Below are 23,080 nucleotides of genomic sequence, written 5' to 3'. Positions count from 1 at the left end.
CTGGTTTTTTATCAACGTAATAAATATTTACACTTATTGACGTTCGGCGCAGAGATTACTCTTTGTGGCTGACACGTTCAGCAGGCACTTCTTCAGCGCTGCTTTTGGGTGCGCCGGATTCATCATCTTTCATGGCTTTCTTGAAGCCTTTGATTGCGGAACCCAGATCGCCACCCAGTGAACGTAACTTGTTGGTGCCAAAAAGCAGTACGATGAGCGCACCGATGATCAGCAGTTTGGCAATACTGATACCTTCCATAATTTACCTTTCAACCAATGTGAAAAACGGACCTGACTATTAACGCGCAGTTTATAAACGGCCTCAACTGCAATCTGTAACAGAGTGAGACCGCCCGCCTAAATGAAGCGGCTGAGAAACGCCTGCGTGCGCGGATGCTGTGGATTACCAATCACCTGCTCGGGACTGCCCTGCTCCACCACCACGCCACCATCCATAAACACCACGCGATCGGCCGCCTCACGCGCGAAACCAATTTCATGGGTCACCACAATCATGGTCAGACCTTGATCGGCTAAGGTGCGCATGGTGGCCAGCACTTCACCGACTAACTCAGGATCGAGTGCCGAAGTCGGTTCATCGAACAGCATCAGCGCCGGTTTAATCGCCAGCGCACGCGCAATCGCCACACGCTGCTGTTGACCACCTGACAGATGACGCGGCCAGGCATCAGCTTTGTCACTCAATCCCACGGTCGCCAGCAGTTCACGGGCATGCTTGAGCGCGTCCTGCCGCGCAAATTTGTGCACACCAATCGGCGCTTCAATGATGTTTTGTAGCACCGTCATATGCGGATAGAGATTGAACTGCTGAAACACCATGCCGATTTTCTGACGCTGATGAGCAATTTTACGCGCCGACAGGCGATGCAAAATACCGCGCTTCAGCTCATAACCGATCTGGTCGTCTCCCACCATAATCGAACCGGCATTCATGTCTTCCAGATGATTAATGCAGCGCAAAAAGGTAGATTTACCCGAGCCCGATGGTCCGAGAATCACTACCACTTCACCCGGAAACACATCGAGATCGATGCCTTTTAGCACTTCGTTATCGCCATAACTCTTCTGCACATTCCGCGCTCGCACCAGTGGCTGAACTTCACTCATACATCCTCCTTCAGATGATGCGCGACGACTGGCGCGGCTTCGTTAGCGGCAACACGACGTTTGTTCACCACCGTGCGGGTGGTGCCGCGTGCGTAGTAACGCTCGATAGCGGACTGACCCACGTTGAGAATCGAGGTGATAAACAGATACCAAATCACTGCAACCATCAGCATCGGGATAATTTCAAAGGTGCGGTTATACACGGCCTGCACCGAGTACAACAGATCGCCCATGGCGATCACACTCACCAGCGAGGTCGCTTTGATCATGCTGATCAACTGGTTGCCAGTTGGCGGAATGATTGAACGCATCGCCTGTGGAATGATTACACGGCGCAGCGCACGGCTGCGGCTCATGCCAAACGCCTGGGTGGTTTCGACCTGACCGTTATCCACTGACAGCAAGCCGGCGCGAATGATCTCGGCCATATAGGCTGCTTCATTGAGCGCCAGCCCGGCAATCGCTGCGGTGAGTGGCGTGATCAGATCGTTGGTATTCCAGCTAGCAAAGGTGATATCCGTCCACGGAATAGTGATCGAGATCGTGGGAAACAGTGTCGAGAGGTTGTACCAAAAGATCAGCTGCACCAGCAGCGGCGTACCACGGAAAAACCAGATGTAGAGCGACGATAAGCCGCTGAGCAATTTGTTTTCCGAAAGACGCCACACGCCCAGCAACAGCCCCAGCAGCGTGCCGAGAATCATCGACACCACCGTCAAGCCGAGCGTGACCTGCAGGCCTTTCATCACTGAACCTTCGGTGAACCACTGCAGCACCACGTTCCACTCAAAATTGGGATTGGTCGCTACCAGCCAGAGGAAGTTTGCCGCAATAACCAGCACCAAAATCCATGAGATCCAGCGCACATACGTGGGCGCACTGCGGGCAAAAGCCACATCGCGCTGCTGCACGTCGGCCTTATCCCTGGCTCGCGAATTGTTGGTGACCGGACTCATTTTGCTGCCCCTTGCGCCAGGTTACGTCCCGGTTGCTGCAGCACGTTGCCGTCTAACTTCCACTTCTTCATGATGGCCGCGTAGGTGCCGTTACTGAACAGCTCTTTGTAAGCATCCAGTACCACGTTGCCCAGCTCCGAACCTTTCGGTACCACGGTGCCCTGGAAAATGTCGCCAAAGCCGTTTTTCTTGCCTTTGCCCGACAGCTCCAGCTGACCATTAGCCTGTTCGATAAAGTAAGTCAGCGGCGCCTGCGACGAGAAGAAGGCATCGGAACGTTTTGAGCGTACGGCTAAAATCGACGACGGCTGATCGGTGAAGGACTGCACCACCACCGCCGGCTTACCCGCCGCGACACAGGCATCGGACTGCTTGCGAATCACCTGTTCCGCCGAACCGGCCGCCATCACCGCAATGCGTTTACCACAGGTATCTTCCAGACCATTAATCTTTGATGGATTGCCTTTCTGCACGCCAAACACCACGAACTCCTGCACGAAGTCGATAAAATCGACCTTCTGCTGACGATCCGGGTAATCCCCAATCGGCCCAATAGCCATCTGGTAGCGGCCGGAATTAATGCCGGTGAGCACGCCCGACAAACCGCTCACTGTGGCATGTTCAATCTTCACGCCCAGCAGCTGCGCCAGCGCTTCAGTGAGATCGGCGGAGGCGCCGTCCATTGAGTGCGGACCGTTAACGATTTCGTACGGAGGAAAGGAACCGTTGTTTACCGAGATCATTTTGCCGCTGCTTTTAATCTCTGCTGGCAGACGATCGTGCAGTGCCTGATCCACTTTTTGTGCCGGAATAGCGTCAGCTGCCTGAGCGAAACAGGCCGTCAGGCCCAATGAAAGCGCGATGGCGGTAGCAAGAATTTTCATCAGTCAGATTCCCCAGCGATCAAAGTGGTTTAAGTTCGGGACGAGCAAAACAGCGATTCTCCAGCACCGGCAGTACGCTGCGTGCATAGGCGATGCGCTGCGGATCGAGATCGGCAAACACCAGCGCGGCCGACTCCGGCGCTTTGGCAATCGCCACGCCCAGCGGATCGATCACCAGACTGTTGCCGATGTTGCGTGGACCGCATTCGCCCACCGCCACCATGTAGCAGGTGTTTTCCAGCGCACGCGCGGTGGTCAGCAATTCCCAGTGCATCTCTTTCAGCGGACCTTTTACCCACGCCGCTGGCAGCACCAGCACATCGGCGCCATCGAGCACTAAGCGACGCGCCAGCTCCGGGAAGCGCACGTCGTAGCAGGTCATCAACCCGACTTTCATGCCTGCTACTTCAACCAGTGGCGGAATCTCGCGCCCTGGATTCACGCGCTGCGACTCCTGCATGGCGAAGGCATCGTACAGGTGCAGTTTCACGTATTCGGCGATGATTTCGCCGTTGCGAATGGCGATCAGCACGTTGAGCGCCTTCTGCCCTTCTGTTGGCACGTGCACGCTCATCATGGTGGTCAGGTTGTTGCCTTTGCTAACCGCCAGCAGCTGCGTGACGAAAGGCCCATCCAGCGGCTGCGCCGCCTTCAGCACCAGATCCGGATCGGCGATATCACGCGCCAGCACACCTTCCGGCAGCACCAGCAGATCCGCGCCACCCGCCAGCGCCTGGTTCATCAGTCCGATGCAGATATCGGTGTTTTCCTGCCATTCGCGGCTGACGGCAAATTGCCCCATTGCTACTTTCATCATTATTCTCCTCGCGCCGCAGCCGGGAAAATCGCTTCCGGCGTCAGCAATGTTTGGGTTAGGCCTTGCTGGAACAGCTCATTCGCAAAATCGGCAATCATCTTTTTGTTAACCGAAAATCCATTCTGATTCCAGTTGGCGGGTAATTCCTGCGCGGTGCGCCGCAAATCGTCCAGCAGCCACGGCGTGGTGTCGGCGTATTTCTCGCGCTTCTTCATCCATATCTGGTACGAACGATCGATGATGTCGCTCAGCGCCTGAGGCAGCCACGGATGCGCCTCGGCTAAGGCAGGCTTCAGCGCCAATAAATGAATGCCCGGCACATAGCCGACGCGATTAAAGTAGTCGCGCTCGGCTGCGGCAAAATCCACCTGCAGCTGGCGCAGCCCCGAATCGGCGAGGAAGAAACCTTCCGGCATAAAGGGCGTGAAGACCGCATCCAGCTCGCCCGCTTTCAGCAGTTCAATCAGAGGGCGCTCGCCTGGCGCCGGTTCAATTCGGCCCGGGCGACCAAAACCGGCCAGACGATCAACGATCGGATGATCTTCGGTCAAACGACCGGCAAACCAGTACGCATCATCAATCTCCACGCCCGCTTCTCGCAGCACGGTGCGCGTCCAGGTGTTGCCTGAATCCTGCCAGCCGGTTACGCCGATCTTTTTGCCTTTCAGCTGCGCTGGCGTGGTAATCGGGCTGTCGCTGCGCGTGATGATGCAGCGCTGGCGGAAACCGCGCATCAGGAAGTGTGGCAGGCCCAGTAGCGAAGTGTCACCTTTGGCTCGTGCCTGAGCAAAGCGGCTAAATGACACTTCACCGGCGTCGTATTTCTCGCTGGTGGCGAGGTTATCCACCAACGTGCCAACGCGATCGATCTCCAGCGTGAACCCTTCCGGTTTGATATCGCCAAGTGCCAGCGGTGTGAAGTAATCCCAGTCACGTACCGCCAGTCTGATGGTTACCATAGTTATGCTTTCCCCGTCTGTTCTGCCAGCCCTGCGGCTGTGATTATTTATGCAGCAAATAGTGCTTGAATTTGAGTCTAAAACGCGAATACTAATCTGAACAATCTATTATTTGTTACTGAACAAAGGATTTTCTTATGACGCAAAGTGTGGATTTGGAGTGGCTTAGCCAGCAGATCACGGATGCCTCAGTCAAAGGCATCACGCATGCGGCATCAACACTGATTCGCGATGGGCAGATTGCGGTAGGCATGCAAATGCCAGCGGTACGCGAGTTGGCTGAGCGATTGGGCGTGAGTCCGGCAACGGTTTCCGCTGCCTGGGCGCAACTGAAGAAGCAGAAAGTGCTGGCGGGGAAAGGTCGCAGCGGCGTGTGGGTGAGCGGCAACAGCGTAATGCCGCGTCCGATTCGTTTCGAGAAGATTGGTAATTACGGTGAGAATGTTCAGGCGTCGCTGGCGATGGCCTCACCAGATCCAACGCTGTTGCCGGATCTGCGGCAGGCGATGCTGGCTGGCATTGCCTCACCGCAACTGAATAGCTATCAGCGCGAGGCGATTTCACCACAACTACAGGATGCCGTAACGCCGCGCTGGCCCTATCCCGCCGAAGCCTGGCTGGCGACCGACGGCGGTTTTGATGCCATGAACCTGATCGTGCAAACCTTGCTGTCACCGGGCGATCGTGTGGTGATTGAAGATCCTACTGCCACACGATTACTGGATATTTTAGACAACATTGGCGCTGAAATTTTACCATTGCCATGTGATGAACAAGGGCCAATTCCCTCGGCGCTGAGCACGCTGATGCAGAAATCTCCGGCGATGTTTATCTATCAACCACGTACTCATTCAGCCACCGGACACAGCGTGAGTCAACGACGCAGTGCAGAGCTCGCACGCGTGCTGGCAAACAGTAGCACCATCATTGTGGAAGATGATGGCATTGGCGATCTGTCGCGCTGGCCGGTGTTTAGCTTGGGCTTCCACTATCCTGAACGCGTGCTGCATGTGCACTCGTTTTCCAAAGCTTATGGACCAGATTTGCGTCTGGCGGTGTTATCAGGCACTGCGGAAATGGTGAAGCGCCTGCAAGCGTGGCGCAACTTTGGCGTGAGCTGGACCAGCCGTATTTTGCAGGATGCCGTGGCGTGGATGCTCAACGATGAAGAGACTCAGCAACGTATTCAGCAGGCCAAAGTCACCTATGCGCAGCGTCGCCAGCAGTTACTGGCAGCGCTGGCGAAACGCGGTTTGGTGCTGGAAGAGCGCGATGGATTGAGCGTGTGGATCCCGGTGGAATCGGAGCAGTACGCGATGATCACACTGGCCGCGCGGGGTATCGCCGTACTGCCCGGTGAACGCTGTAGCATTAACAGCCGGCAATTCATTCGCGTCAGCGCAGCGCTACTGCCTTTTGCACAACTCGACAGCATCGCCGATGCCATTGTGATTGCCAGCGGACGCGAGCTAAATCTCAACCCAGAGCTTTAATGTGATAGCGCGGCGATTCCACATAGCCTTCGCGCGCATAGAACTGGTTGGCTTTGAGGCGCGATGAGTGGCAATGCACTTCCATGCGATCACAACCGCGTGAACGCGCCAGCTGCTCGGCGTGATTCAATAGCTGCTGTCCGCTTCCCTTGCTGCGTTCGCCTTCGGCAATGCAGAAATAGCTAATGCGGGCAAAATCGCCGGCCAATGCCAGCTGTGGAATAAAGTGCAATGACAGAAAGCCCAGCACTTGATTGCCGTGTTCAGCGACCAACAACGTTTCATCGGGATGATCAATAAGCTGCGCCAAACGCGTATCGATAAATCCTTCCGTCGCGCTATAACCTAATTCGGTCAACAACGCGCTCAATGCAAAACTGTCTTTTGCCTGTGCCTGACGTATGTTCATCCTGCCTCCTCATTTTCCCTGAGCAGTTATATAGCGTTGCCGGATAAAAATCTGCAAGTAAGCATTGGTGTGGCTGTGTTACGGAAGTTATCTGTGAGATGTGCCGCAGAATCTATCTGCAGACAAAGCAGCGAGCTGATTTAAGAATAAAAAAAACCCGCCAGAAGGCGGGTTTTCAGAATTCGAACTGTTAAATTACAGTGCGATAACGTTAGCAGCTGATGGGCCTTTAGCACCGTCAGTGATTTCGAACTCAACGCGCTGACCTTCAGCCAGAGTTTTGAAACCGTTGCTGTTGATTGCAGAGAAGTGTACGAATACATCTTTGCTGCCATCTTCTGGAGTAATGAAACCGAAGCCTTTCGACTCATTAAACCACTTTACGTTACCTTTGATCTTAGACATCTATATTACCTTTACATGAAAAAAGGACACTAAACTGTGTCGACGTCTAGTACAGCAATTGCGGTGACATTTGTCCAGTGCGATTTGATGAAAAAGTGATAAATATTGATTTTTTGCATGCCGATCACACTTTCTGCACGCCGCTAACGCTTAAAACTCAAATCTCAGCCAGGCAAAATAGACATTGCCATTATTGTAAGTGCCGGGAATATAAGTCATTTGGAAAGTAGCTGGACCATATCCGATTGATGCTAAAGGTAATATCAGTGGAACCGGAATGTATTTCCAGTTATCCCTCGCCGTTACGCCCGCCGTATATCCCGCACCCAAATGGAAGTTTTGATCGCTAAGCGGTCGCCATGTCGCTTCCCAACCGTAACCACCAATTGGCTCCCATTTGTTAAACGAGTCTTTAAACGCCATCAGGTACAGGCCGTGCCAGTTGCCTTTTTCATCCCAGCGTGAAACACCCGCACCCGCGCCCCACGGGCGTTCGTTGTACTTATCGATGTGTTCATCGTCGTAAGTCCAACGGTTATGCCAGGTAATCGCCGGCAGATAAAAATCGTAACTCTGCGGCTGCGACCAGGTTTGCGACACGTTGTCGCTAAAAGTGTTCCAGCCAGATTTGATGGCTTGTGAAGTTGTAACCGCTGATGCTGAAAATGAGACCGATAAGGTCAAAATGCAGCCTAACAAAGCTGCAGAAAAGTGCCGATTCACAACATAATTTCCTGTTAAGTCATGCTGAAAAATTTATTACCCGAAGGCGGATTTTTCAGGTTCCTTTACGACGAGTTTCTAACGTAATTGCCAGGATGATAGTAAAAAATGAACTTAATCTCTCCAGGCAAATTCTTGGATGTTGGCGAATTTTATCTCAAGCAGGGCGCGAAATTGAAACGTCAGATAAACGGATAGGCATTACCGCGGAATGTACATAAAGTGCAAACCTGCTGTAATGATAACGGCAAGCAATAAGATAGCTTTCAGAGACTTAGCGCAAACAATTCACATACGGAATAAGTTAATAAAATTTATCAATTGAACTCATCAGACGAATAAGATAAATCTCGATACTCCAGGACGGAGATGGGGAAAAAACTGACATGACTATTCGTTGTAGCCGCTGCGGTTGCGCTAAATTTTTTTACACGTTATCCGACTGCGAAAAGGTCGATTCGACAAATCATCATGGCGCCTGCTGCGCACGATGTCAGAAACCGCTAAATCTGCACGATCTCATTTTGCCTGTCTTATCCTGTAAAGACAGCGAAAAATCCTATGCTGAATAAAAATTCAGGCACCCGCAGGTGCCTGTCGTTGTCAGAAAATCAGTTTAAAGACGCCTGTAATTGTCAGTAATCCAACGATGAAGATGATGGCGATGACCCACAGAATTATTCTCATTGTTCGCTCCTTCAAGTATGAAAAATAACGTGTCTGTTAACCAGTATAGATGATCATTCTGCCTTCGCTGGGCGCTGCGAGCGTGGTCACAGCCCTATATTCTTATTTCGTCTGGCGCAGATTATTTTCTGCGAGACGGGTCGCAGCATTCACTTTTCCTTCCCCTTATTACCGCACTCAGCGCCCGTCTACAGGCTAAACTTACTTCGCCTGAAGAGGCCTCAATTGTTATCAATGCCTACGTAACAAGGAGATTCTTATGAGCACGATTAATACCAGCATGGGGCGTTACAGCCTTAAGGCAAAGGATTACGGCAACCACATCAGCGGCAGTATTGCGATAAATGATGAAGGTGGCACGCAACTCACCATGCAGGAGTTTGAAGAGCATTATCTTGACGATGTCGTCAACAATGTCATTTATCCGGTCACCGGCGGGAATCGAGAAATTACCCGCGCGTTACGTGATCAAATGGTCAAAGCGGGTTTTGAACAGCCGCACTGAGTTTTTGGGCCACACGTTGTGGCCCTTTACTTCTTTATCACTGACTTGCGGTTATTACTGGTTTCGTCGCAGGATGCAATATCGTTCATGATAAGGAGATTAACCGCGTGAGTACTCTGCATCTTATTCCCCCTTCCCGCCTTCATCAGTTTGTTCAAGCCATTTGGTTACATGCTGGCAGCAGCGCCGATGAGGCGCGCCTGGTCGCCGACCACTTAGTCGCCGCAAATCTGGCTGGTCACGATTCACACGGCGTTGGCATGATTCCGAGCTACATGAAATCGCTGGCGCAAGGTTTTCTGCAACTCAATCAACATGCCAGCGTGGCAAAAGACGCCGGTGCGGTGTTGACGCTACATGGCCATAACGGTTTTGGTCAGGTCGCGGCGTTTGAGGCGATGCAGCTTGGCATTGAGCGCGCGGCCAAACTCGGCATTGCAGCGGTTGGTTTACACCATTCGCACCATATTGGTCGCATCGGCCATTGGGCGGAACAGTGCGCAGCCGCCGGTTTTGTCTCGTTTCACTTCGTTAATGTGATGGGCGATCCCATGGTGGCACCTTTTAACGGTAGCGATCGTCGTTTTGGCACCAATCCGTTCTGCGCCATTTTCCCGCGTCGCAATGCCAAACCGCTGCTGCTCGATTTCGCCACCAGCGGCATCGCCTTTGGTAAAACGCGGGTGGCGTGGAACAAAGAGCAGCAGGTCGCGCCAGGTTATCTGATTGATCATCAAGGCCAGCCGACCACCGAACCGGGCGTGATGCATCAGGCGCCGTATGGTTCGCTGATGCCGTTTGGTCTGCACAAAGGCTATGCGCTGGCGACCATGTGCGAAATCCTCGGCGGCGCGCTGTCGGGCGGCCGCACCACGCATGATGACACGCTGGTCACCAGTCACGATGCCATTTTCAACTGCATGACCACCATCATCGTTAATCCGGATGCGTTTGATGCGCCCGCGATGCAGGAAGAAGCAGAATCATTCCTCGAGTGGGTGAAACAGTCGCCGCAAAGTGGCGATGCACCGATTCAGGTGCCCGGCGAGTGGGAAGAGCAAAACCGCGTGGCACGTGAACGCGATGGCATTCCACTGGATAGTAATAGCTGGGAGCAAATCTGTGACGCGGCGTTACAGGCAGGAATGCCGCAAGAAGAACTCGCGGCGTTCCGCGCCTTGACGCAGTAAACCGCAAGCGGCTGAGGCGCGATGCCTCAGCCTTGATGCTTAGATGACGCTGGCAAGCAGTAAACAGCCCACCAAACCGCACACTGAAATGATGGTTTCCAGCGCCGACCATGAACGGAAAGTCTCGCCGATGGTCAGGTTGAAATACTCCTTAAACAGCCAGAAGCCTGGATCGTTGACGTGAGAGAAAATCACGCTGCCTGAGCCGACCGCAATCACCATCAGTTCCGGGCTGGCGCCGCTGGTGACGATCAACGGTGCGACAATACCGCCAGCCGTAATCGCCGCCACGGTCGCGGAGCCCAGCGCAATACGCAGCACGGCTGCAATCGACCACGCCATGAAGATGGGCGACAGATTAGTTTCATGCATCATGCTGGCGATGTATTTATCGACGCCGCTGTCCACCAGCACCTGTTTAAACGCCCCGCCACCGCCAATCACTAACAGCATCATCGCGATGATCTTGATCGAATCGGTGATGGTGCCCATCACTTCATCCATGCTGCGGCCACGGTTCAGACCGAAAGTGAAGATGGCGATCAGCACCGCTATCAAGGTTGCCATGATCGGGTCGCCAAAGAACTCGGCATACGGCAATAACACGTGACCTTTCGGCAGCAACATCTCCGCCACCGCACGAAGAGCCATCAGCACCACCGGCACCAACGCCGTCCAGACGCTGACGCCAAAGCCAGGCATCTCAGCTTCAGTAAAGGTTTTCGGGTTCCACAAGCCTTCCGGGATCGGCTTATCAATGCCTTTCAGGAAGCGCGCATAAACCGGACCGGCAAGAATAACGGTTGGAATTCCCAGCAGCGTTCCGTACAGCAGCGTTTTACCCATATCGGCATTGAATAGCGTGGCGATCGCGGTTGGGCCCGGATGCGGTGGCAGGAAGCCGTGCGTTACGGAAAGTGCTGCCGCCATTGGCACACCCACGTACAGCAGCGGCACGCGCGCGGAGGCAGCGATACTGAACACCAGCGGCAGCATCAGCACAAAGCCCACTTCATAGAACAGCGCAAAGCCGACGGTGAAGCCGGTCAGCACCAGCGCCCACTGAATATGCTTCTCGCCGAACTTAGCGATTAACGTGGTGGCGATGCGCTGCGCCCCGCCGCAATCTGCCAGCAGTTTACCCAGCATCGCGCCGAAGCCCATGATCAGCGCGAGGCTGCCCAAGGTGCCGCCGACACCGGTTTTAATCGAAACGATAACTTTGTTGACCGGCATGCCCTGCATCATGCCTACGGCCAGCGCCACCAGAATCAGCGCGATAAATCCGTTCAGTTTGAAACGAATCATCAGCAGCAGCAGTAACGCTACGCCAATCGCCACATAGAGTAATGGCATAATTTTTCTCCACTTTTGCGCGCGGTGAATCACCGGCAGCGGTTTATTTTGGTTATCCCAGAGGACATGAGAATCAACAGCGTGCGCCGCAGGAAAACATCCTGCTGAGCAATGTTACGGGTATCATGTTAAGGGTAACATTGCGTACAAAGCACCAGCCGCAGCGGCGGAATTTCTGTTTTGCGAAGGTGATCAACTTTTTGCCTGCGCGTTATCAGAATGTTTGCAGCGGGAGTGTCACGGCTTTTGGTTACACTAAGGTCTTTACGCCAAACAAGAAGGACATGCAGGTGAGTGAGAATCTGATCGAGTTGTACAGTAATCAACAAACCCTGTTTGGTAGCGGCAGTATTGACCAGCTGATTCCGCTGCTGGCGGCCAGTACCCAGCCGACGCTACTGTTTTGCGGCCGCTCATTCCTTAACGGTCCAGCCTGGGCGCGCCTGGGCGCCGCGCTCAACGATCAGATCATCGGTTACGAGATCGTCAGCCATGAAGCCTCGCCGGATGAGATTGATGGTTGGGTGCGACGCTGGCGCGGCCATATTGATCGCGTGGTGGCGATTGGCGGCGGCAGCGTGCTGGATGCGGCCAAAGCTTTTAGCGCGATGATGCAACATCCGCTGAATACCGCACGCTATCTGGAGAAAGTCGGTGATACGCCAGTGCAAGCGGTGACTCTGCCGCTGATCGCCATTCCTACCACGGCGGGCACCGGCAGCGAAGCCACGCAGAATGCGGTAGTGACCGATCAGCAGCACATTCAGGTCAAAGCGTCGCTGCGCCATCCAGTCTTTGTGCCGCAGGTCGCGATTCTCGATCCCGATCTGCTAAAAGGCGCGCCAGACAGCGTACTGGCAACCTGCGCCATCGATGCCTTCACCCATTTATTCGAAGCCTATCTGTCGCGCAAAGGTAATTTGTTTACCCAGCAAACCGCGCTGAATGGGCTGCGACTGTTCTTCAAAGCGTGGCCGGATTTAAACCGTGACGACGAGCGTGGTGATGCCGCGCGAGAAGCGATGATGATGGCGTCATGGTTGGGTGGCGTGTGTCTGAGCAGTGCCGGATTGGGCGTGATCCACGGTATTGCTGGAGAGTTGGGGGCGATCAAACCGTTCCATCACGGCGAAGTGTGCGGACGCTTACTGTTCCCGTTCCTCGATGTGCTGGCGGAAACCGAATATGCTGAGCAGCAATGTTTGATGGCGCAGCTCGGTCAACAGCTGTTGCCGGACGATCCCGCGCCGCCCGCGTTGGCGTTGAAAGCCTGGATCCAGCAGCAGGCGATCGTGCCGTTCTGGTTAGACGGCCCAACGCTGTCAGCCACCGACGTGGATTGGATTGTGTCGCGCGCCAATAGCAAAAACGGTTGGGTCAGCTACGACGCACCCACGTTAACCGAGATGATCGCCGCGGCCTGGCGCATCGTCTAAATGATAACGGGCAGCCAACGCTGCCCTCATGCTCGTCAGTTAAGCGTTTTTCGGTCACCCTAAATGGCGACGCTACAAGGATTGGCGCGTTTTTCGTAGGGTGCGCATTCATGCGCACCTGCATGCATATGGAAATTAACGCTCAGCCACTTTAAACATCGCGATCTCTTGCGCCAGCTGCGCCGCTTCATCACGCAGCGCCTGGGTATTTTCGGCGGTTTGCGTCACCAGCATCAGGTTTTGCTGAATACCGCGCTCCATCTGCGACACCGCCAGCGTAACTTCGGCGATACCTTTGCTCTGCTCATCGCCGGCCACGCGCATCTCGCTTACCACTTGCTTCACTTTATGCACGTCAGTGACCAGTTGCGAAAGCTGCTGCCCCGCGCCTTGCACCAGCTTACTGCCGGCCAGCACGTTGCTATCGGAATCGGCGATCAGCGCTTTGATCTCCTGCGCCGCCGTGGCGCTGCGCTGGGCTAAGGCCCGCACTTCAGACGCCACCACCGCAAATCCGCGTCCCTGCTCACCGGCGCGTGCCGCTTCCACCGCCGCATTCAGCGCAAGGATGTTGGTTTGAAACGCGATGCTATCGATCACCGTCAGGATCTCCGCCACACGGCGCGACGAGGATTGGATAGCGCCCATGGTGCTCACCACTTCGCCCATCACATCGCTGCTGCTGCGGGCAATCTGCGCGGTCTGTTCGGCGGCAGCATCAGCCAGTCGGGTATTTTCGGCGTTTTGCTGCACGGTCGCGTTAAGCTGCTCCATCGCTGCGGCGCTCTGTTCAAGTGCTGCGGCCTGTTCGGCAATTTTCTCCGACAGCGCGGTGTTACTGTGCGCCAATCCTGATGCATTGGCCGCCACCGTTTCGCCGCTGCCCTGCACGCGAGTAATCACGCCCGCGATCTTATCGACAAAGCTGTTGAACGCACCGGCGATATCCGCCAGCTCATCGCGCCCACTTTTGGTCAGGCGGCGGGTTAAATCGCCATCGCCATTGGCAATCTCATCCAGCGCAGCATGCGTGGCCTTCAGGCGCTGGCCAATACGTTTGGTAAACGCCCAGGTTAACAGCAGCAGCACGATCATCGCCGGAATCAGGAAGGTGAAGATGTCGCGCATCATGGTGCGCGCAAGACCGCTAACCGCACTTTCCGGTGTTACGAGGCCAATCACCCAACCGGTTCCGGGCATGCGGAACAGCGTGACCTGCGCGCTGGTGTGCAAGTAGTCGTCATTGAAATCCGACAGCTGCAACACCTTGCCATCGCCTTTTAACTGAGCGATACGTGCGGCCAACGGTGCCAGCCAGTTGGATTTTTCCGCCAGGCTGCTTAGGGTGGTGAGCGATTTCACATCCTGGCCTGGGTAATAGAGCAGATTGCCCGCGCTATCGAGCGCAAAGGCATAGCCGCCAGTCACCTGCCCTTTCTGCTGCATAAAGCCCGCGAGGTTATCCAGCTGCACATCCAGCGTCGCGACACCGGCAAAACGATCGCCCGCCGCGTACGGCACGCTGCAGGTCACCATTTTCACGCCGGATACCGGATCCTGATAAACCTCAGACCAGCCGCAACGATCGCGTGGTCCATTGCGCACCGCGCTGTACCAGCTTTCCTGTTGATAGCCGTTGCCCGCAGGCAGGTTGTAGTCATCGGAATAGGCCAGCGCGCCATCACTCTGCCGCGCCCAGAAGAAGCTGCGACGCTGCACACCGGCGCTAAAAGCATCGGGTTCCGGCCACACGCCGCCGCCGGCAATGGTTTTATTGCCGCTGCTATTGATGATTTGCGGGAAACTTTGCTGCCACAACGTAGCATCGTGCGGCAACACTTCGGCAAGGCGCGCCATGCTGACGGCTTCGCCTTCAATGCGCACCAGCTGCTGATTTAATTGGCTGACCAGATTGCTACCGGCCTGCTCAATCAGCGTATGGCTGGCCTCGATGACGCGCGGTTGGCCGCGCAACAACAGAACGGAGAATACCACTGCGGTTGTGACGCACAGTAATAGCAGGCCACCCAGCGTCATGCGGGTAGCCAAACGGGTTGGCAACATAATTTATCCTTTCTAACCGACTGCATTAACGATTGAGATAAGAAGTGCCGCTCAGCGGCGAATTGTGCGTTCCGTCACAATCGAATATCGGCAAAGCAAAGAATAAATTCAGCTATAAATGATGATTAGATGACAAACGGTGGTTTGCCGGCCAGCATCTGCTCAATTACCTGTAAAACGCCCTCGTCGTTATTACTCGGCGCTTCAAAGCGCGCCGCATCTTTGACCTTCTGCGGTGCGTTCGCCATGGCAAAGCTGAAACCAGACTGCTGCAGCATTTCGAGGTCGTTACCGCCATCACCAAACACCAGAATTTCACTGCGTTCGATGCCCCAGCGTTTGCCCAACAGATCAAGGCCGTGGCCTTTATGGTTGCCAGGCACAATCAAATCCACCGATCCGTGACCGCTGGACGTGGCGGCCGCCGCACCCTGATGCAGACGCTCAATGTCCGCCATCAGCGGTTCCACGTAATCATCAGACAGATTTAACGCGAACTTAAACAGCTTATCGCCCGCCACTTCATCGAGGCTGCGAATCGCCTTCAGGCGATGGCAGTAGTGACGCATTTTCACCAGCCACTTTTCATCGAGGCCTTCGAAGTAGTAGGCGCTGTCGCGTCCGCACAGGATGTAGCGCAGTTCGGGATAATTACCGTTGTGCAGCGTATCCAGCACCGCATCAATATCCTGACGGGAGAACTCGCCGCAGAATAACTCTTCATCACGATCGATAATCCATGCGCCGTTCTCCGCCACGAAGGCAATTTCGCTGGCGATATCAGGGAAGAAGGATTTGAGTTGGTAATATTGGTTGCCGCTGGCTACCACAAACTTAATGCCGCGCTGCTTCATTTCCTGATAGCAGGCGTTAAAACGCGCGCGATTGTACTGTTTATTGTCGTCGAGAAAGGTGCCGTCTTTATCCACCGCCACCATTTTTACCACGGTCATCATCACTCCTTAACGTATCGAAAGGAAAAACGGGTCGCAGAGAGAATAACCTGGTGAGCGGATAAAGCGGAGAGAAACACGGATGGCCGAAGCCATCCGCTGGGGAAGATTAGTTGAAGGCGCCGTTTAGCAGAATCGCGGTGATGATGCCGGTTGCTGCGGCCACCAGCACGTAATTACCATCGATATAAGCCCAATGCTCACCACGCGGTGGCTCATACAGACCACGGTCGCGCCAGTCATCTACGCGATAGTGCGGACCACGAAACTCCGGCGGTGCCGGATAGCCGCGACGGAAGTCATGGCCGCCCCAGGCGAAGCGGTCGCCGCCACGATGCCCTTCCGGCATCCGATGTTCAGCATAATGGTCGTGACGATCCGGGCCAGGTCCGCGATCGTGATCGTGGCCACGGTCGTGATTATCACCGCGATCCGGTCCGCGGTCGCCGCCATGATCAGGGCCACGTCCATGGTCCTGATGCTGGTCGCCGCCGTGCGACTGCCAGCGCTGGTCACCTGGGCCGTCTGCCCAAGAGACGCTTGAAAACAGTGTGCTGCATGCAATAAATGACGCAATAAGACTTAGTGTTGTTTTTTTCATGGTGTTGCCTCCAAGGATAACGGCGGTTGCTGTGCCGTTGAGCATTACTATTGATTAAATGGAGACAGAAAAGCATTTCCAAAACTCTTAAAAACCGGATACTTACAGGAAATTACGTCAACTTATCACTTTCTTAACGATTGTGTATTTTCTGACATTAGCTGGATCGAACGGACGCATGCTCGTTTATTGGGGAGAAAGCGGGGAAAATAAAGAAAAACCCGATCGCAAGGATCGGGAGGATAATTCAATTTCCATAAATTGCATAAAGGGGTAAACCCTGCAAAAGTGAGGGTAAAACTGAAGCACACAACGCCACATCACTAGCATTGCCAGTAAACAATACCATTTAAAATTGAAAAGTTCTTTTGAGAAGGGCTACTTTTCAGAAAAATACGTAAAAATTAACCAACAAGATGAAATAATATTTTGCGAAACGTTGTTTCAGGTTAAATAAGGTCTGTGCTCTGACCAGATTCAAAGCGACATAAATACGACCGCCAGAAAGCAACATTAACGTCATAATAAGAAAGAAGAATAACCCATAAAATCAATGAATTTTGACCGAGCACCCACTTTTCATGCTGCATTATGCGATCAGAGTTCAGTGTAATTCATCATTCACCCGCCATTATTACGATACAATCCCTTTCCTGCCCCCATTAATTCACACCAGTGATTAATATCGCGCTTAATATATTCTCTGTTGCGCAACACGTTAATACTGTGATTTCGACAGCGTCGTTATTTAAGGAAAACGTTTACATGGAAAGAATATTAGTCAGTGCCTGCCTGATGGGATACGCGGTGCGCTATAACGGCAGCGATAAGAAACTTATCTCCGACACCTTAGCGCGCTGGCGCAGCGAACAACGTCTGGTCATCCATTGCCCTGAACTGGCTGCGGGCTTAAATACGCCACGTTTACCCGCGGAAATTCACGGCGGCAGCGCAGAACAGGTATTAACCGGCGCGGCGCGCATCCTTGAATCGGATGGCCGCGATGTCACACAACATTACGTGCTGGCGGCGTGGCTAGCGCTGCGTGCGGCGCAAGACGCGCGCTGTCGCTTTGCCCTGCTCACCGATGGCAGCCCAACCTGCGGCAGCCAGCGCATCTATGACGGCAGCTTTAGCGGCCAGCAGCGATCCGGTCAGGGCGTCGCAACTGCATTGCTGCGTCAGCACGGGATTGAAGTGTTTGCCGAATCACAGCTCATTGAGTTGATTCAGCGGATCTATGAAGCCGATAAATGTCGCGTGGTCGATGCCGGATGACGCGCTAACGCCGCAGCAGGACGAATCGGACGACGCACCAGTTCACCGCTGCAATTAGGGCAGCGCTGCGCCAACGATCCTTCCGCGCAGGCAACACAAAAGGTGCATTCAAACGAACAGATGCGTGCATCAAGCGACTCCGGCGGCAGATCTTTATCGCAGCATTCGCAGTTAGGACGTAGTTCCAGCATGATTTCCTCCGGTGAGTTTCAGCCACCATCATCACTGTAATAATGCCGCTGCACCAGCCAGTGAACAGACATCAGGCGGACAAATCGGGACATCGTTTGTCTGCTCTCGTCAGGCGCTTAAGCGAACCATCTGACCTAAAAACATTACATTCCCCGAAAGGCGTTCTATAGTTCAATCGCCTTATCTACTAACGAGACACTGTAATGCGTATTAAAGGACTTAATTTAGGCTTCTTTATCGTTATTTTGGCGATTGTCACCTACGCCTTTTTTGATGTGCTGACACCGTATTTTTCTGCCATTTTCTGGGCCGCGATTCTGGCGGTGATCTTCCATCCGCTGAAGTCGCTGTTGCGTCGTAAAATGGGCGATCGTAACGGTCTGGCTGCGTTTGCCACGCTGCTGATTATCTGCCTGATTGTGTTCACGCCGCTGGCGCTGATCACCTCTTCGATGGTGGTTGAAGTCAACACGGTGTACACCAAGCTGCAGAACAACTCCGCGCAGTTCCCGACGGTGTTTGCCGATTTGCTGCAACATCTGCCTTCGTGGGCGCGTAACTATCTCGCCGATAACAACCTGAACAACGCGCAGGAGATTCAGCAGAAGCTCTCTGGTTTTGCGCTGAAAGGCGGCCAGTATATGGCGGGCAGCGTATTCCTGATCGGCAAAGGGACCTTCACCTTTACCGTTGGCTTTGGCGTGATGCTCTATCTGCTGTTCTTCCTATTGAAAGATGGCGCCTGGCTGGTGAACTTGATTCTGGAAGCGCTGCCACTTTCTACCTACGTGAAACATCATCTGATGATGAAGTTCGCAGCGGTCTCACGTGCCACGGTTAAAGGCACGGTGGTGGTTGCAGTGGTGCAAGGTGTGTTGGGGGGCATCGCCTTCTGGATCACCGGCATTGACGGCAGCTTGCTGTGGGGCACCTTGATGGCGTTCCTGTCACTGATTCCGGCGGTCGGTTCCGCGATTGTTTGGGTTCCGGCAACCATCTTCTTCTTCGCCACCAGCGCCATCTGGAAAGCCCTGTTCCTGATTGGCTTCTTCGTGGTGGTGGTTGGCCTGGTCGATAACATCCTGCGTCCGCTGCTGGTCGGTAAAGACACCAAAATGCCGGACTATCTGATCCTGATCTCCACGCTGGGCGGCATGGAAGTGTACGGCATCAACGGCTTTGTCATTGGTCCGCTGATCGCTGCACTGTTTATTGCCTGCTGGAATCTGCTTTCCGGTCGCGATAACCGCGAGAACTCGGAAGAGATCGACGAAGAGTTTATCGAAGAGGGTAAAACCCGCGAGGAAGAGGGCAAAATCCGCGAGTAAGTGTTTCAAACGGCTACCGTTTATCGGTAGCCGCATTCCCGCATGAGAATATCGTCCCGCCATTTGCTATCATCGTTGCATTGATTACGGCTTGCGACAAAAGAGAACAACATGTCCATGGAATCCTCCTTAGCGCGTGAAAATCAGGTTCTGTCAGTATTCGATTTCGACGGCACGCTGACTATTCACGACAGCTTTATCCCCTTTCTGCGCTTCAGCTTTGGCAAACGTGCGTTCGCACGCAAAATTGCCCGACTGGCACTGCCAACGCTGCGCTGCATGCGTAAAAAGCTAACGCGTGATGAGTTAAAAGAAGTGTTGATCCACACCTTTTTAACCGGCGTTGAGGAGAAATGGATTCGCCAGCAGGCGCAACTGTTCTGCGCGGCCAACTGGAACAAGTTGATGCGTCCAGCCGGCCTGTTAGCGGTTGCCGCTGAAGTGAACTCCAGCGCGGAAGTGACCATCTGTTCCGCCTCGCCTGCGATGGTATTAGAACCGTTCGCCGAGCGTCTGGGCATCAACCTGATCGGCACCCAATTAGAAGTGGTGGACGGCATTCTTACCGGAAAGATTACCGGCCACAACTGCCGCTGCGGGCAAAAGGTTAAGCGACTGGAAAGCGTTTACGGCCCGTTGCATAACTATCACCTGCGCGCCTGGGGCGATACGCGCGGTGATTTTGAGTTACTGGCCGCCGCGCAGGATCCACACTGGCGTCATTTCCATCCAACCTGGAAAAAACGCCGCGTGCCGATGGAAAAACTGCGCATGCTGCGTCTGGATCCGTAGGGTCGCCATTCATGGCGACCGATTTACACTTCGCCGCTACGCAATAAGCACTTTGTGGTTTTGATCCGTTATTTAGACAGCAAAAAGCCCCGGACCAGCCGGGGCTTTGTTAGCAATGCTTTAAATCAGACGCTCACGCCGTGCTGCGAAGCCAGCGCTGACAGACCGCCTGCGAAGCCCTGACCAACGGCTTTGAATTTCCACTCAGCACCGTTGCGATACAGCTCACCGAACACCATCGCGGTTTCGGTAGACGCATCTTCAGACAGGTCGAAACGGGCGATTTCAGCGCCGTTGTCATTGTTGAAGATACGCATGAAGCTATTGCTCACCATGCCGAAGTTCTGCTTACGCGCTTCTGCATCATAAATGGTGATCGCAAATACCAGCTTCTTCACATCAGCCGGTACTTTAGACAAGGTGATTTTAACCTGCTCGTCATCGCCATCGCCTGCACCGGTGCGGTTATCGCCCTGATGCTCAACGGAACCACAAGCGCTCTGCTTGTTGTTGAAGAAGATAAAGCTAGCATCACTCAGCACTTTACCATCGTCACCGACCATAAATACTGACGCATCGAGATCGAAGTCCTGACCATCTGTTACACGTGCATCCCAACCCAGACCCGCCATGGCAACATTCATGGTTGGTGCTTCTTTAGTCAGGGAAACGTTACCGCCTTTTACCAGAGAAACTGCCATTTTAAAGCTCCTGCTTTTAATTGGATGATGCGGGCAGCGCGTGGCTGCCCGTGTTAATTAAGATGCGTTGATGCCGTACTGAGCACACACCGAGGCGAGGCCGCCAGCATAACCCTGGCCTACCGCGCGGAATTTCCACTCGGCACCGTTACGGTACAGCTCACCAAACAGCATCGCGGTTTCGGTGGAAGCATCTTCGGTCAAATCGTAACGCGCCACTTCACTGCGATCGTCATCGTTAACCAGGCGGATAAACGCGCCGGAAACCTGGCCGAAGCTCTGACGACGAGTCTGCGCATCGTGGATGGTGACCACAAACACGATCTTGTCGACGTCGGCTGGAATCAGGTCCAGTTTGATTTTCAGCGACTCATCATCGCCATCGCCTTCACCGGTACGGTTGTCACCGGTGTGCGAAACAGAACCGTCGGAAGAGACCAGGTTGTTATAGAAAATGAAGTCAGCATCGCCACGAACTTTGCCGCTGGCGGACAGCAAGAACGCTGACGCATCAAGGTCAAAGTCCTGACCATCGGTGGAACGTGCATCCCAGCCAAGGCCAACGAGGACGTTTTTCATGGTTGGTGCCGCTTTGCTCAGCGAAACGTTACCGCCTTTAGAAAGAGAAACGCTCATTGTAATTACCTCTTGGTTAATGATTTTTCAGACACATTACTGGCAGAAGATCAGCTCTCTTCTTTTTCCTCGGGTTTACCGGGGAACATCACGCTGAGTACGATACCGACAGCCAACACGCCGAGTACCACAAACAGGCTGGCGCTAGCAGAGATGCTGTAGCCGTGATGCCAGATATGATCGGTAGCATTCAGACCCAGTTTCACCGCGATGAAGAACAGCAGCACGATAACGGCTTTCTCGAGGTGAACCAGATACTGCTTCAATGCTTCAAGTACGAAGTACAGCGTACGCAAGCCGAGGATGGCGAACATCATGGCGCTATACACGATCAGCGGTTCACGGCTTACCGCAATAATCGCCGGCACGGAGTCAAAGGCGAACATTACGTCAGAGAGTTCAACCACCGCCACACACAGCATCAACGGCGTGGCATACAGCGCCGCTTTCTTGCCGCGACCAACCGTCACATCTTTGTTTTCTGGCTTCTGCAGCTCTTCATCAACTTCTTTCTGATTCAGCAGGAAGGCGTTACCGCGCATTTTTGGCCAGATTGGGAAGAAGCGCTTCACGCCGCGATAGGCAAGGTGCTGCGAGTAATCTTCGATCTCGTCGCTATCGTCGCCGCTTTTCAACATCATCACGGCGGTCCAGGCTACGATCAGCGCAAACACGATCTCGACGTACGGGCCGAGGCTCAGCAAGCCGGTACCGATGGCCACGAAGATGCCACGGAATACGATGGCACCGATGATGCCCCAATAGAGCACGCGGTGACGGTAGCGATCCGGAACAGCAAACCACGAGAAGATCGCCATCATGACGAACAGGTTATCGACGGAGAGTACTTTCTCCAGCGCGTAACCGGTCACGAACAGGCTGGCAACTTCAGCGCCGTGATGGATATAGAGGAAACCGGCGAAACCCATCGCCACAGCTACCCAGAACACCGACCACAGCGCCGCGCTTTTCAGCGAAATCGGCTTGTCGCCGCGGTGCATGAACAGGTCGATAAAAATAGCTCCTACTGACAGCGCGATGAAAACCGCGACTGTTTCAGCGGGGAAGCCAATGTGCGTAGACACCATGATGAACCCTTAAAAGATAAAAAAATTACAGACCAAATATTGCTGGATCAAAGCCCAAAGCGACGGCGATCTCGCGCACCGCTTTCTGCTCGTCAGCATCAAAATCACCATCACTCTTACCGACAGCAATACCTACGCGGATCGCCAACTGCGCGGCTTCCGGCTGATCTTTCAACGCCATGATGTACTTCATGGTTTCGCCCTTGCCGATTTCCAGATCGAAATCGAAGCTGCTCACCAGCTTGTTGAAGAACTCAATCACTTCATTAGTATCAAAGACTTTCAATTCTTCAGAGGCGCGTAGGAAACCGATCATCTTCTGCTTCTCTTCCGCGCTCACGCTGCCGTCTGCCACCGCAATGCGTGCGCAAACCGCTACCGTACCCTGCATAAATTTCTTGTTCTTAAAGCGGCTAACTTGTTTGGTTAATTCATCGCGGCCGGAATTAAATGCGCCTTTAACCTTGTTGAAAAAGCTCATAGTGAATCCTCTGTCTGA

At 53.8% G+C, this 23,080-nt stretch carries 26 protein-coding genes; 7 read left to right on the top strand and 19 right to left on the bottom strand.

What is annotated here, in order from left to right; translation table 11 throughout:
- Nucleotides 1-55: 55 nt before the first annotated feature.
- From tatE to ACXIZX_RS04815, 6 genes are all read right to left on the bottom strand, one after another.
- Nucleotides 56-259 (bottom strand): twin-arginine translocase subunit TatE, encoded by a 204-nt coding sequence (gene tatE / locus ACXIZX_RS04840; protein ID WP_479403700.1) that lies wholly within the window; start codon nt 257-259, stop codon nt 56-58.
- Nucleotides 260-357: 98 nt separating this feature from the next.
- The gene (locus ACXIZX_RS04835) at nt 358-1,128 is read right to left on the bottom strand and encodes an amino acid ABC transporter ATP-binding protein (protein WP_061717399.1); all 771 of its coding nucleotides are present in this window, start codon (nt 1,126-1,128) and stop codon (nt 358-360) included.
- Nucleotides 1,125-2,084, bottom strand: coding sequence for an amino acid ABC transporter permease (locus ACXIZX_RS04830; protein ID WP_479403699.1), 960 nt, complete (start codon nt 2,082-2,084; stop codon nt 1,125-1,127). The genes ACXIZX_RS04835 and ACXIZX_RS04830 overlap by 4 nt, the downstream gene beginning before the upstream one ends.
- A complete protein-coding gene (locus ACXIZX_RS04825) occupies nt 2,081-2,968 on the bottom strand; it encodes an ABC transporter substrate-binding protein (RefSeq protein ID WP_061717401.1) in 888 nt (295 codons plus the stop codon). Before ACXIZX_RS04825 ends, ACXIZX_RS04830 begins: the two co-directional genes overlap by 4 nt.
- Before the next feature lie 19 nt (nt 2,969-2,987).
- On the bottom strand, nt 2,988-3,782 hold the full coding sequence (locus ACXIZX_RS04820) for a deaminated glutathione amidase (RefSeq protein ID WP_061717402.1): 795 nt from the start codon (nt 3,780-3,782) through the stop codon (nt 2,988-2,990).
- A 2-nt stretch (nt 3,783-3,784) separates the two neighbouring features.
- Nucleotides 3,785-4,744: an ABC transporter substrate-binding protein gene (locus ACXIZX_RS04815; RefSeq protein WP_479403698.1), complete on the bottom strand. Its 960-nt coding sequence runs from the start codon at nt 4,742-4,744 to the stop codon at nt 3,785-3,787.
- Between the two features lie 137 nt (nt 4,745-4,881).
- On the opposite strand from ACXIZX_RS04815, the gene ACXIZX_RS04810 reads away from it, so the two are divergent.
- Nucleotides 4,882-6,237, top strand: a complete 1,356-nt coding sequence (locus ACXIZX_RS04810) for an aminotransferase-like domain-containing protein (RefSeq protein ID WP_479403697.1) — start codon at nt 4,882-4,884, stop codon at nt 6,235-6,237.
- On the opposite strand, the gene ACXIZX_RS04805 is transcribed toward ACXIZX_RS04810, so the two are convergent.
- The 4 genes from ACXIZX_RS04805 to ACXIZX_RS04790 all read right to left on the bottom strand — a co-directional run bounded on the left by ACXIZX_RS04805 (nt 6,221) and on the right by ACXIZX_RS04790 (nt 8,461).
- Nucleotides 6,221-6,646 carry a GNAT family N-acetyltransferase gene (locus ACXIZX_RS04805; RefSeq protein WP_293796517.1) on the bottom strand — a complete coding sequence of 142 codons (426 nt, stop codon included), beginning with the start codon at nt 6,644-6,646 and terminating at the stop codon, nt 6,221-6,223. The two genes, ACXIZX_RS04810 and ACXIZX_RS04805, sit on opposite strands and share 17 nt — an antisense overlap.
- 195 nt (nt 6,647-6,841) lie before the next feature.
- Nucleotides 6,842-7,051 carry a transcription antiterminator/RNA stability regulator CspE gene (cspE, locus tag ACXIZX_RS04800; RefSeq protein ID WP_007890714.1) on the bottom strand — a complete coding sequence of 70 codons (210 nt, stop codon included), beginning with the start codon at nt 7,049-7,051 and terminating at the stop codon, nt 6,842-6,844.
- Between the two features lie 150 nt (nt 7,052-7,201).
- A complete protein-coding gene (gene pagP, locus ACXIZX_RS04795) occupies nt 7,202-7,774 on the bottom strand; it encodes a lipid IV(A) palmitoyltransferase PagP (RefSeq protein ID WP_008103714.1) in 573 nt (190 codons plus the stop codon).
- 603 nt (nt 7,775-8,377) lie between these two features.
- Nucleotides 8,378-8,461, bottom strand: coding sequence for a small membrane protein YohP (locus ACXIZX_RS04790; RefSeq protein WP_479404847.1), 84 nt, complete (start codon nt 8,459-8,461; stop codon nt 8,378-8,380).
- 259 nt (nt 8,462-8,720) lie between these two features.
- On the opposite strand from ACXIZX_RS04790, the gene ACXIZX_RS04785 reads away from it, so the two are divergent.
- Nucleotides 8,721-8,966, top strand: coding sequence for a hypothetical protein (locus ACXIZX_RS04785; protein WP_008103719.1), 246 nt, complete (start codon nt 8,721-8,723; stop codon nt 8,964-8,966).
- Nucleotides 8,967-9,073: 107 nt separating this feature from the next.
- Nucleotides 9,074-10,156: a malate/lactate/ureidoglycolate dehydrogenase gene (locus tag ACXIZX_RS04780; protein WP_479403696.1), complete on the top strand. Its 1,083-nt coding sequence runs from the start codon at nt 9,074-9,076 to the stop codon at nt 10,154-10,156.
- A gap of 39 nt (nt 10,157-10,195) precedes the next feature.
- Here the strand turns inward: ACXIZX_RS04780 and gntT are convergent, their stop codons facing one another.
- Nucleotides 10,196-11,512, bottom strand: a complete 1,317-nt coding sequence (gntT, locus tag ACXIZX_RS04775; RefSeq protein ID WP_061717408.1) for a gluconate transporter — start codon at nt 11,510-11,512, stop codon at nt 10,196-10,198.
- Nucleotides 11,513-11,802: 290 nt separating this feature from the next.
- Here gntT and ACXIZX_RS04770 point away from each other — a divergent pair, with 290 nt between their 5' ends.
- Nucleotides 11,803-12,948 carry an iron-containing alcohol dehydrogenase gene (locus ACXIZX_RS04770; protein WP_479403695.1) on the top strand — a complete coding sequence of 382 codons (1,146 nt, stop codon included), beginning with the start codon at nt 11,803-11,805 and terminating at the stop codon, nt 12,946-12,948.
- Between the two features lie 135 nt (nt 12,949-13,083).
- Here ACXIZX_RS04770 and ACXIZX_RS04765 read toward each other — a convergent pair whose 3' ends face one another.
- The 3 genes from ACXIZX_RS04765 to ACXIZX_RS04755 all read right to left on the bottom strand — a co-directional run bounded on the left by ACXIZX_RS04765 (nt 13,084) and on the right by ACXIZX_RS04755 (nt 16,566).
- Nucleotides 13,084-15,012, bottom strand: coding sequence for a methyl-accepting chemotaxis protein (locus ACXIZX_RS04765; protein ID WP_479403694.1), 1,929 nt, complete (start codon nt 15,010-15,012; stop codon nt 13,084-13,086).
- 125 nt (nt 15,013-15,137) lie between these two features.
- Nucleotides 15,138-15,965, bottom strand: a complete 828-nt coding sequence (locus ACXIZX_RS04760) for a Cof-type HAD-IIB family hydrolase (RefSeq protein ID WP_061717410.1) — start codon at nt 15,963-15,965, stop codon at nt 15,138-15,140.
- Between the two features lie 109 nt (nt 15,966-16,074).
- Nucleotides 16,075-16,566 carry an RcnB family protein gene (locus tag ACXIZX_RS04755; protein ID WP_479403693.1) on the bottom strand — a complete coding sequence of 164 codons (492 nt, stop codon included), beginning with the start codon at nt 16,564-16,566 and terminating at the stop codon, nt 16,075-16,077.
- 765 nt (nt 16,567-17,331) lie between these two features.
- On the opposite strand from ACXIZX_RS04755, the gene ACXIZX_RS04750 reads away from it, so the two are divergent.
- Complete coding sequence (locus ACXIZX_RS04750; protein WP_479403692.1) at nt 17,332-17,844, top strand: 2-thiouracil desulfurase family protein; 513 nt, start codon at nt 17,332-17,334, stop codon at nt 17,842-17,844.
- Here ACXIZX_RS04750 and ACXIZX_RS04745 read toward each other — a convergent pair.
- Nucleotides 17,805-18,035, bottom strand: coding sequence for a DUF1272 domain-containing protein (locus ACXIZX_RS04745; protein WP_479403691.1), 231 nt, complete (start codon nt 18,033-18,035; stop codon nt 17,805-17,807). The genes ACXIZX_RS04750 and ACXIZX_RS04745 overlap by 40 nt on opposite strands.
- Before the next feature lie 204 nt (nt 18,036-18,239).
- Between ACXIZX_RS04745 and ACXIZX_RS04740 the strand changes: the two genes are divergently transcribed.
- Both ACXIZX_RS04740 and ACXIZX_RS04735 read left to right on the top strand, forming a co-directional pair.
- Entirely contained in the window at nt 18,240-19,364 is a 1,125-nt protein-coding gene (locus ACXIZX_RS04740) for an AI-2E family transporter (protein ID WP_008103736.1), read from the top strand.
- A 111-nt stretch (nt 19,365-19,475) separates the two neighbouring features.
- A complete protein-coding gene (locus tag ACXIZX_RS04735) occupies nt 19,476-20,156 on the top strand; it encodes an HAD family hydrolase (protein ID WP_061717412.1) in 681 nt (226 codons plus the stop codon).
- A gap of 125 nt (nt 20,157-20,281) precedes the next feature.
- On the opposite strand, the gene ACXIZX_RS04730 is transcribed toward ACXIZX_RS04735, so the two are convergent.
- Genes ACXIZX_RS04730 through ACXIZX_RS04715 form a run of 4 tightly spaced genes read right to left on the bottom strand, consistent with a single transcriptional unit; the run spans nt 20,282 to nt 23,062 of the window.
- A complete protein-coding gene (locus tag ACXIZX_RS04730; protein WP_479403690.1) occupies nt 20,282-20,857 on the bottom strand; it encodes a TerD family protein in 576 nt (191 codons plus the stop codon).
- A gap of 57 nt (nt 20,858-20,914) precedes the next feature.
- A complete protein-coding gene (locus ACXIZX_RS04725) occupies nt 20,915-21,493 on the bottom strand; it encodes a TerD family protein (RefSeq protein ID WP_137385348.1) in 579 nt (192 codons plus the stop codon).
- 50 nt (nt 21,494-21,543) lie between these two features.
- On the bottom strand, nt 21,544-22,581 hold the full coding sequence (locus tag ACXIZX_RS04720) for a TerC/Alx family metal homeostasis membrane protein (RefSeq protein WP_007890730.1): 1,038 nt from the start codon (nt 22,579-22,581) through the stop codon (nt 21,544-21,546).
- 25 nt (nt 22,582-22,606) lie between these two features.
- Complete coding sequence (locus ACXIZX_RS04715; protein WP_008103747.1) at nt 22,607-23,062, bottom strand: tellurite resistance TerB family protein; 456 nt, start codon at nt 23,060-23,062, stop codon at nt 22,607-22,609.
- Nucleotides 23,063-23,080 lie beyond the last annotated feature (18 nt).

This window comes from Candidatus Pantoea symbiotica (assembly GCF_056491525.1).
This window is presented reverse-complemented; position numbering and strand designations above follow the sequence as displayed.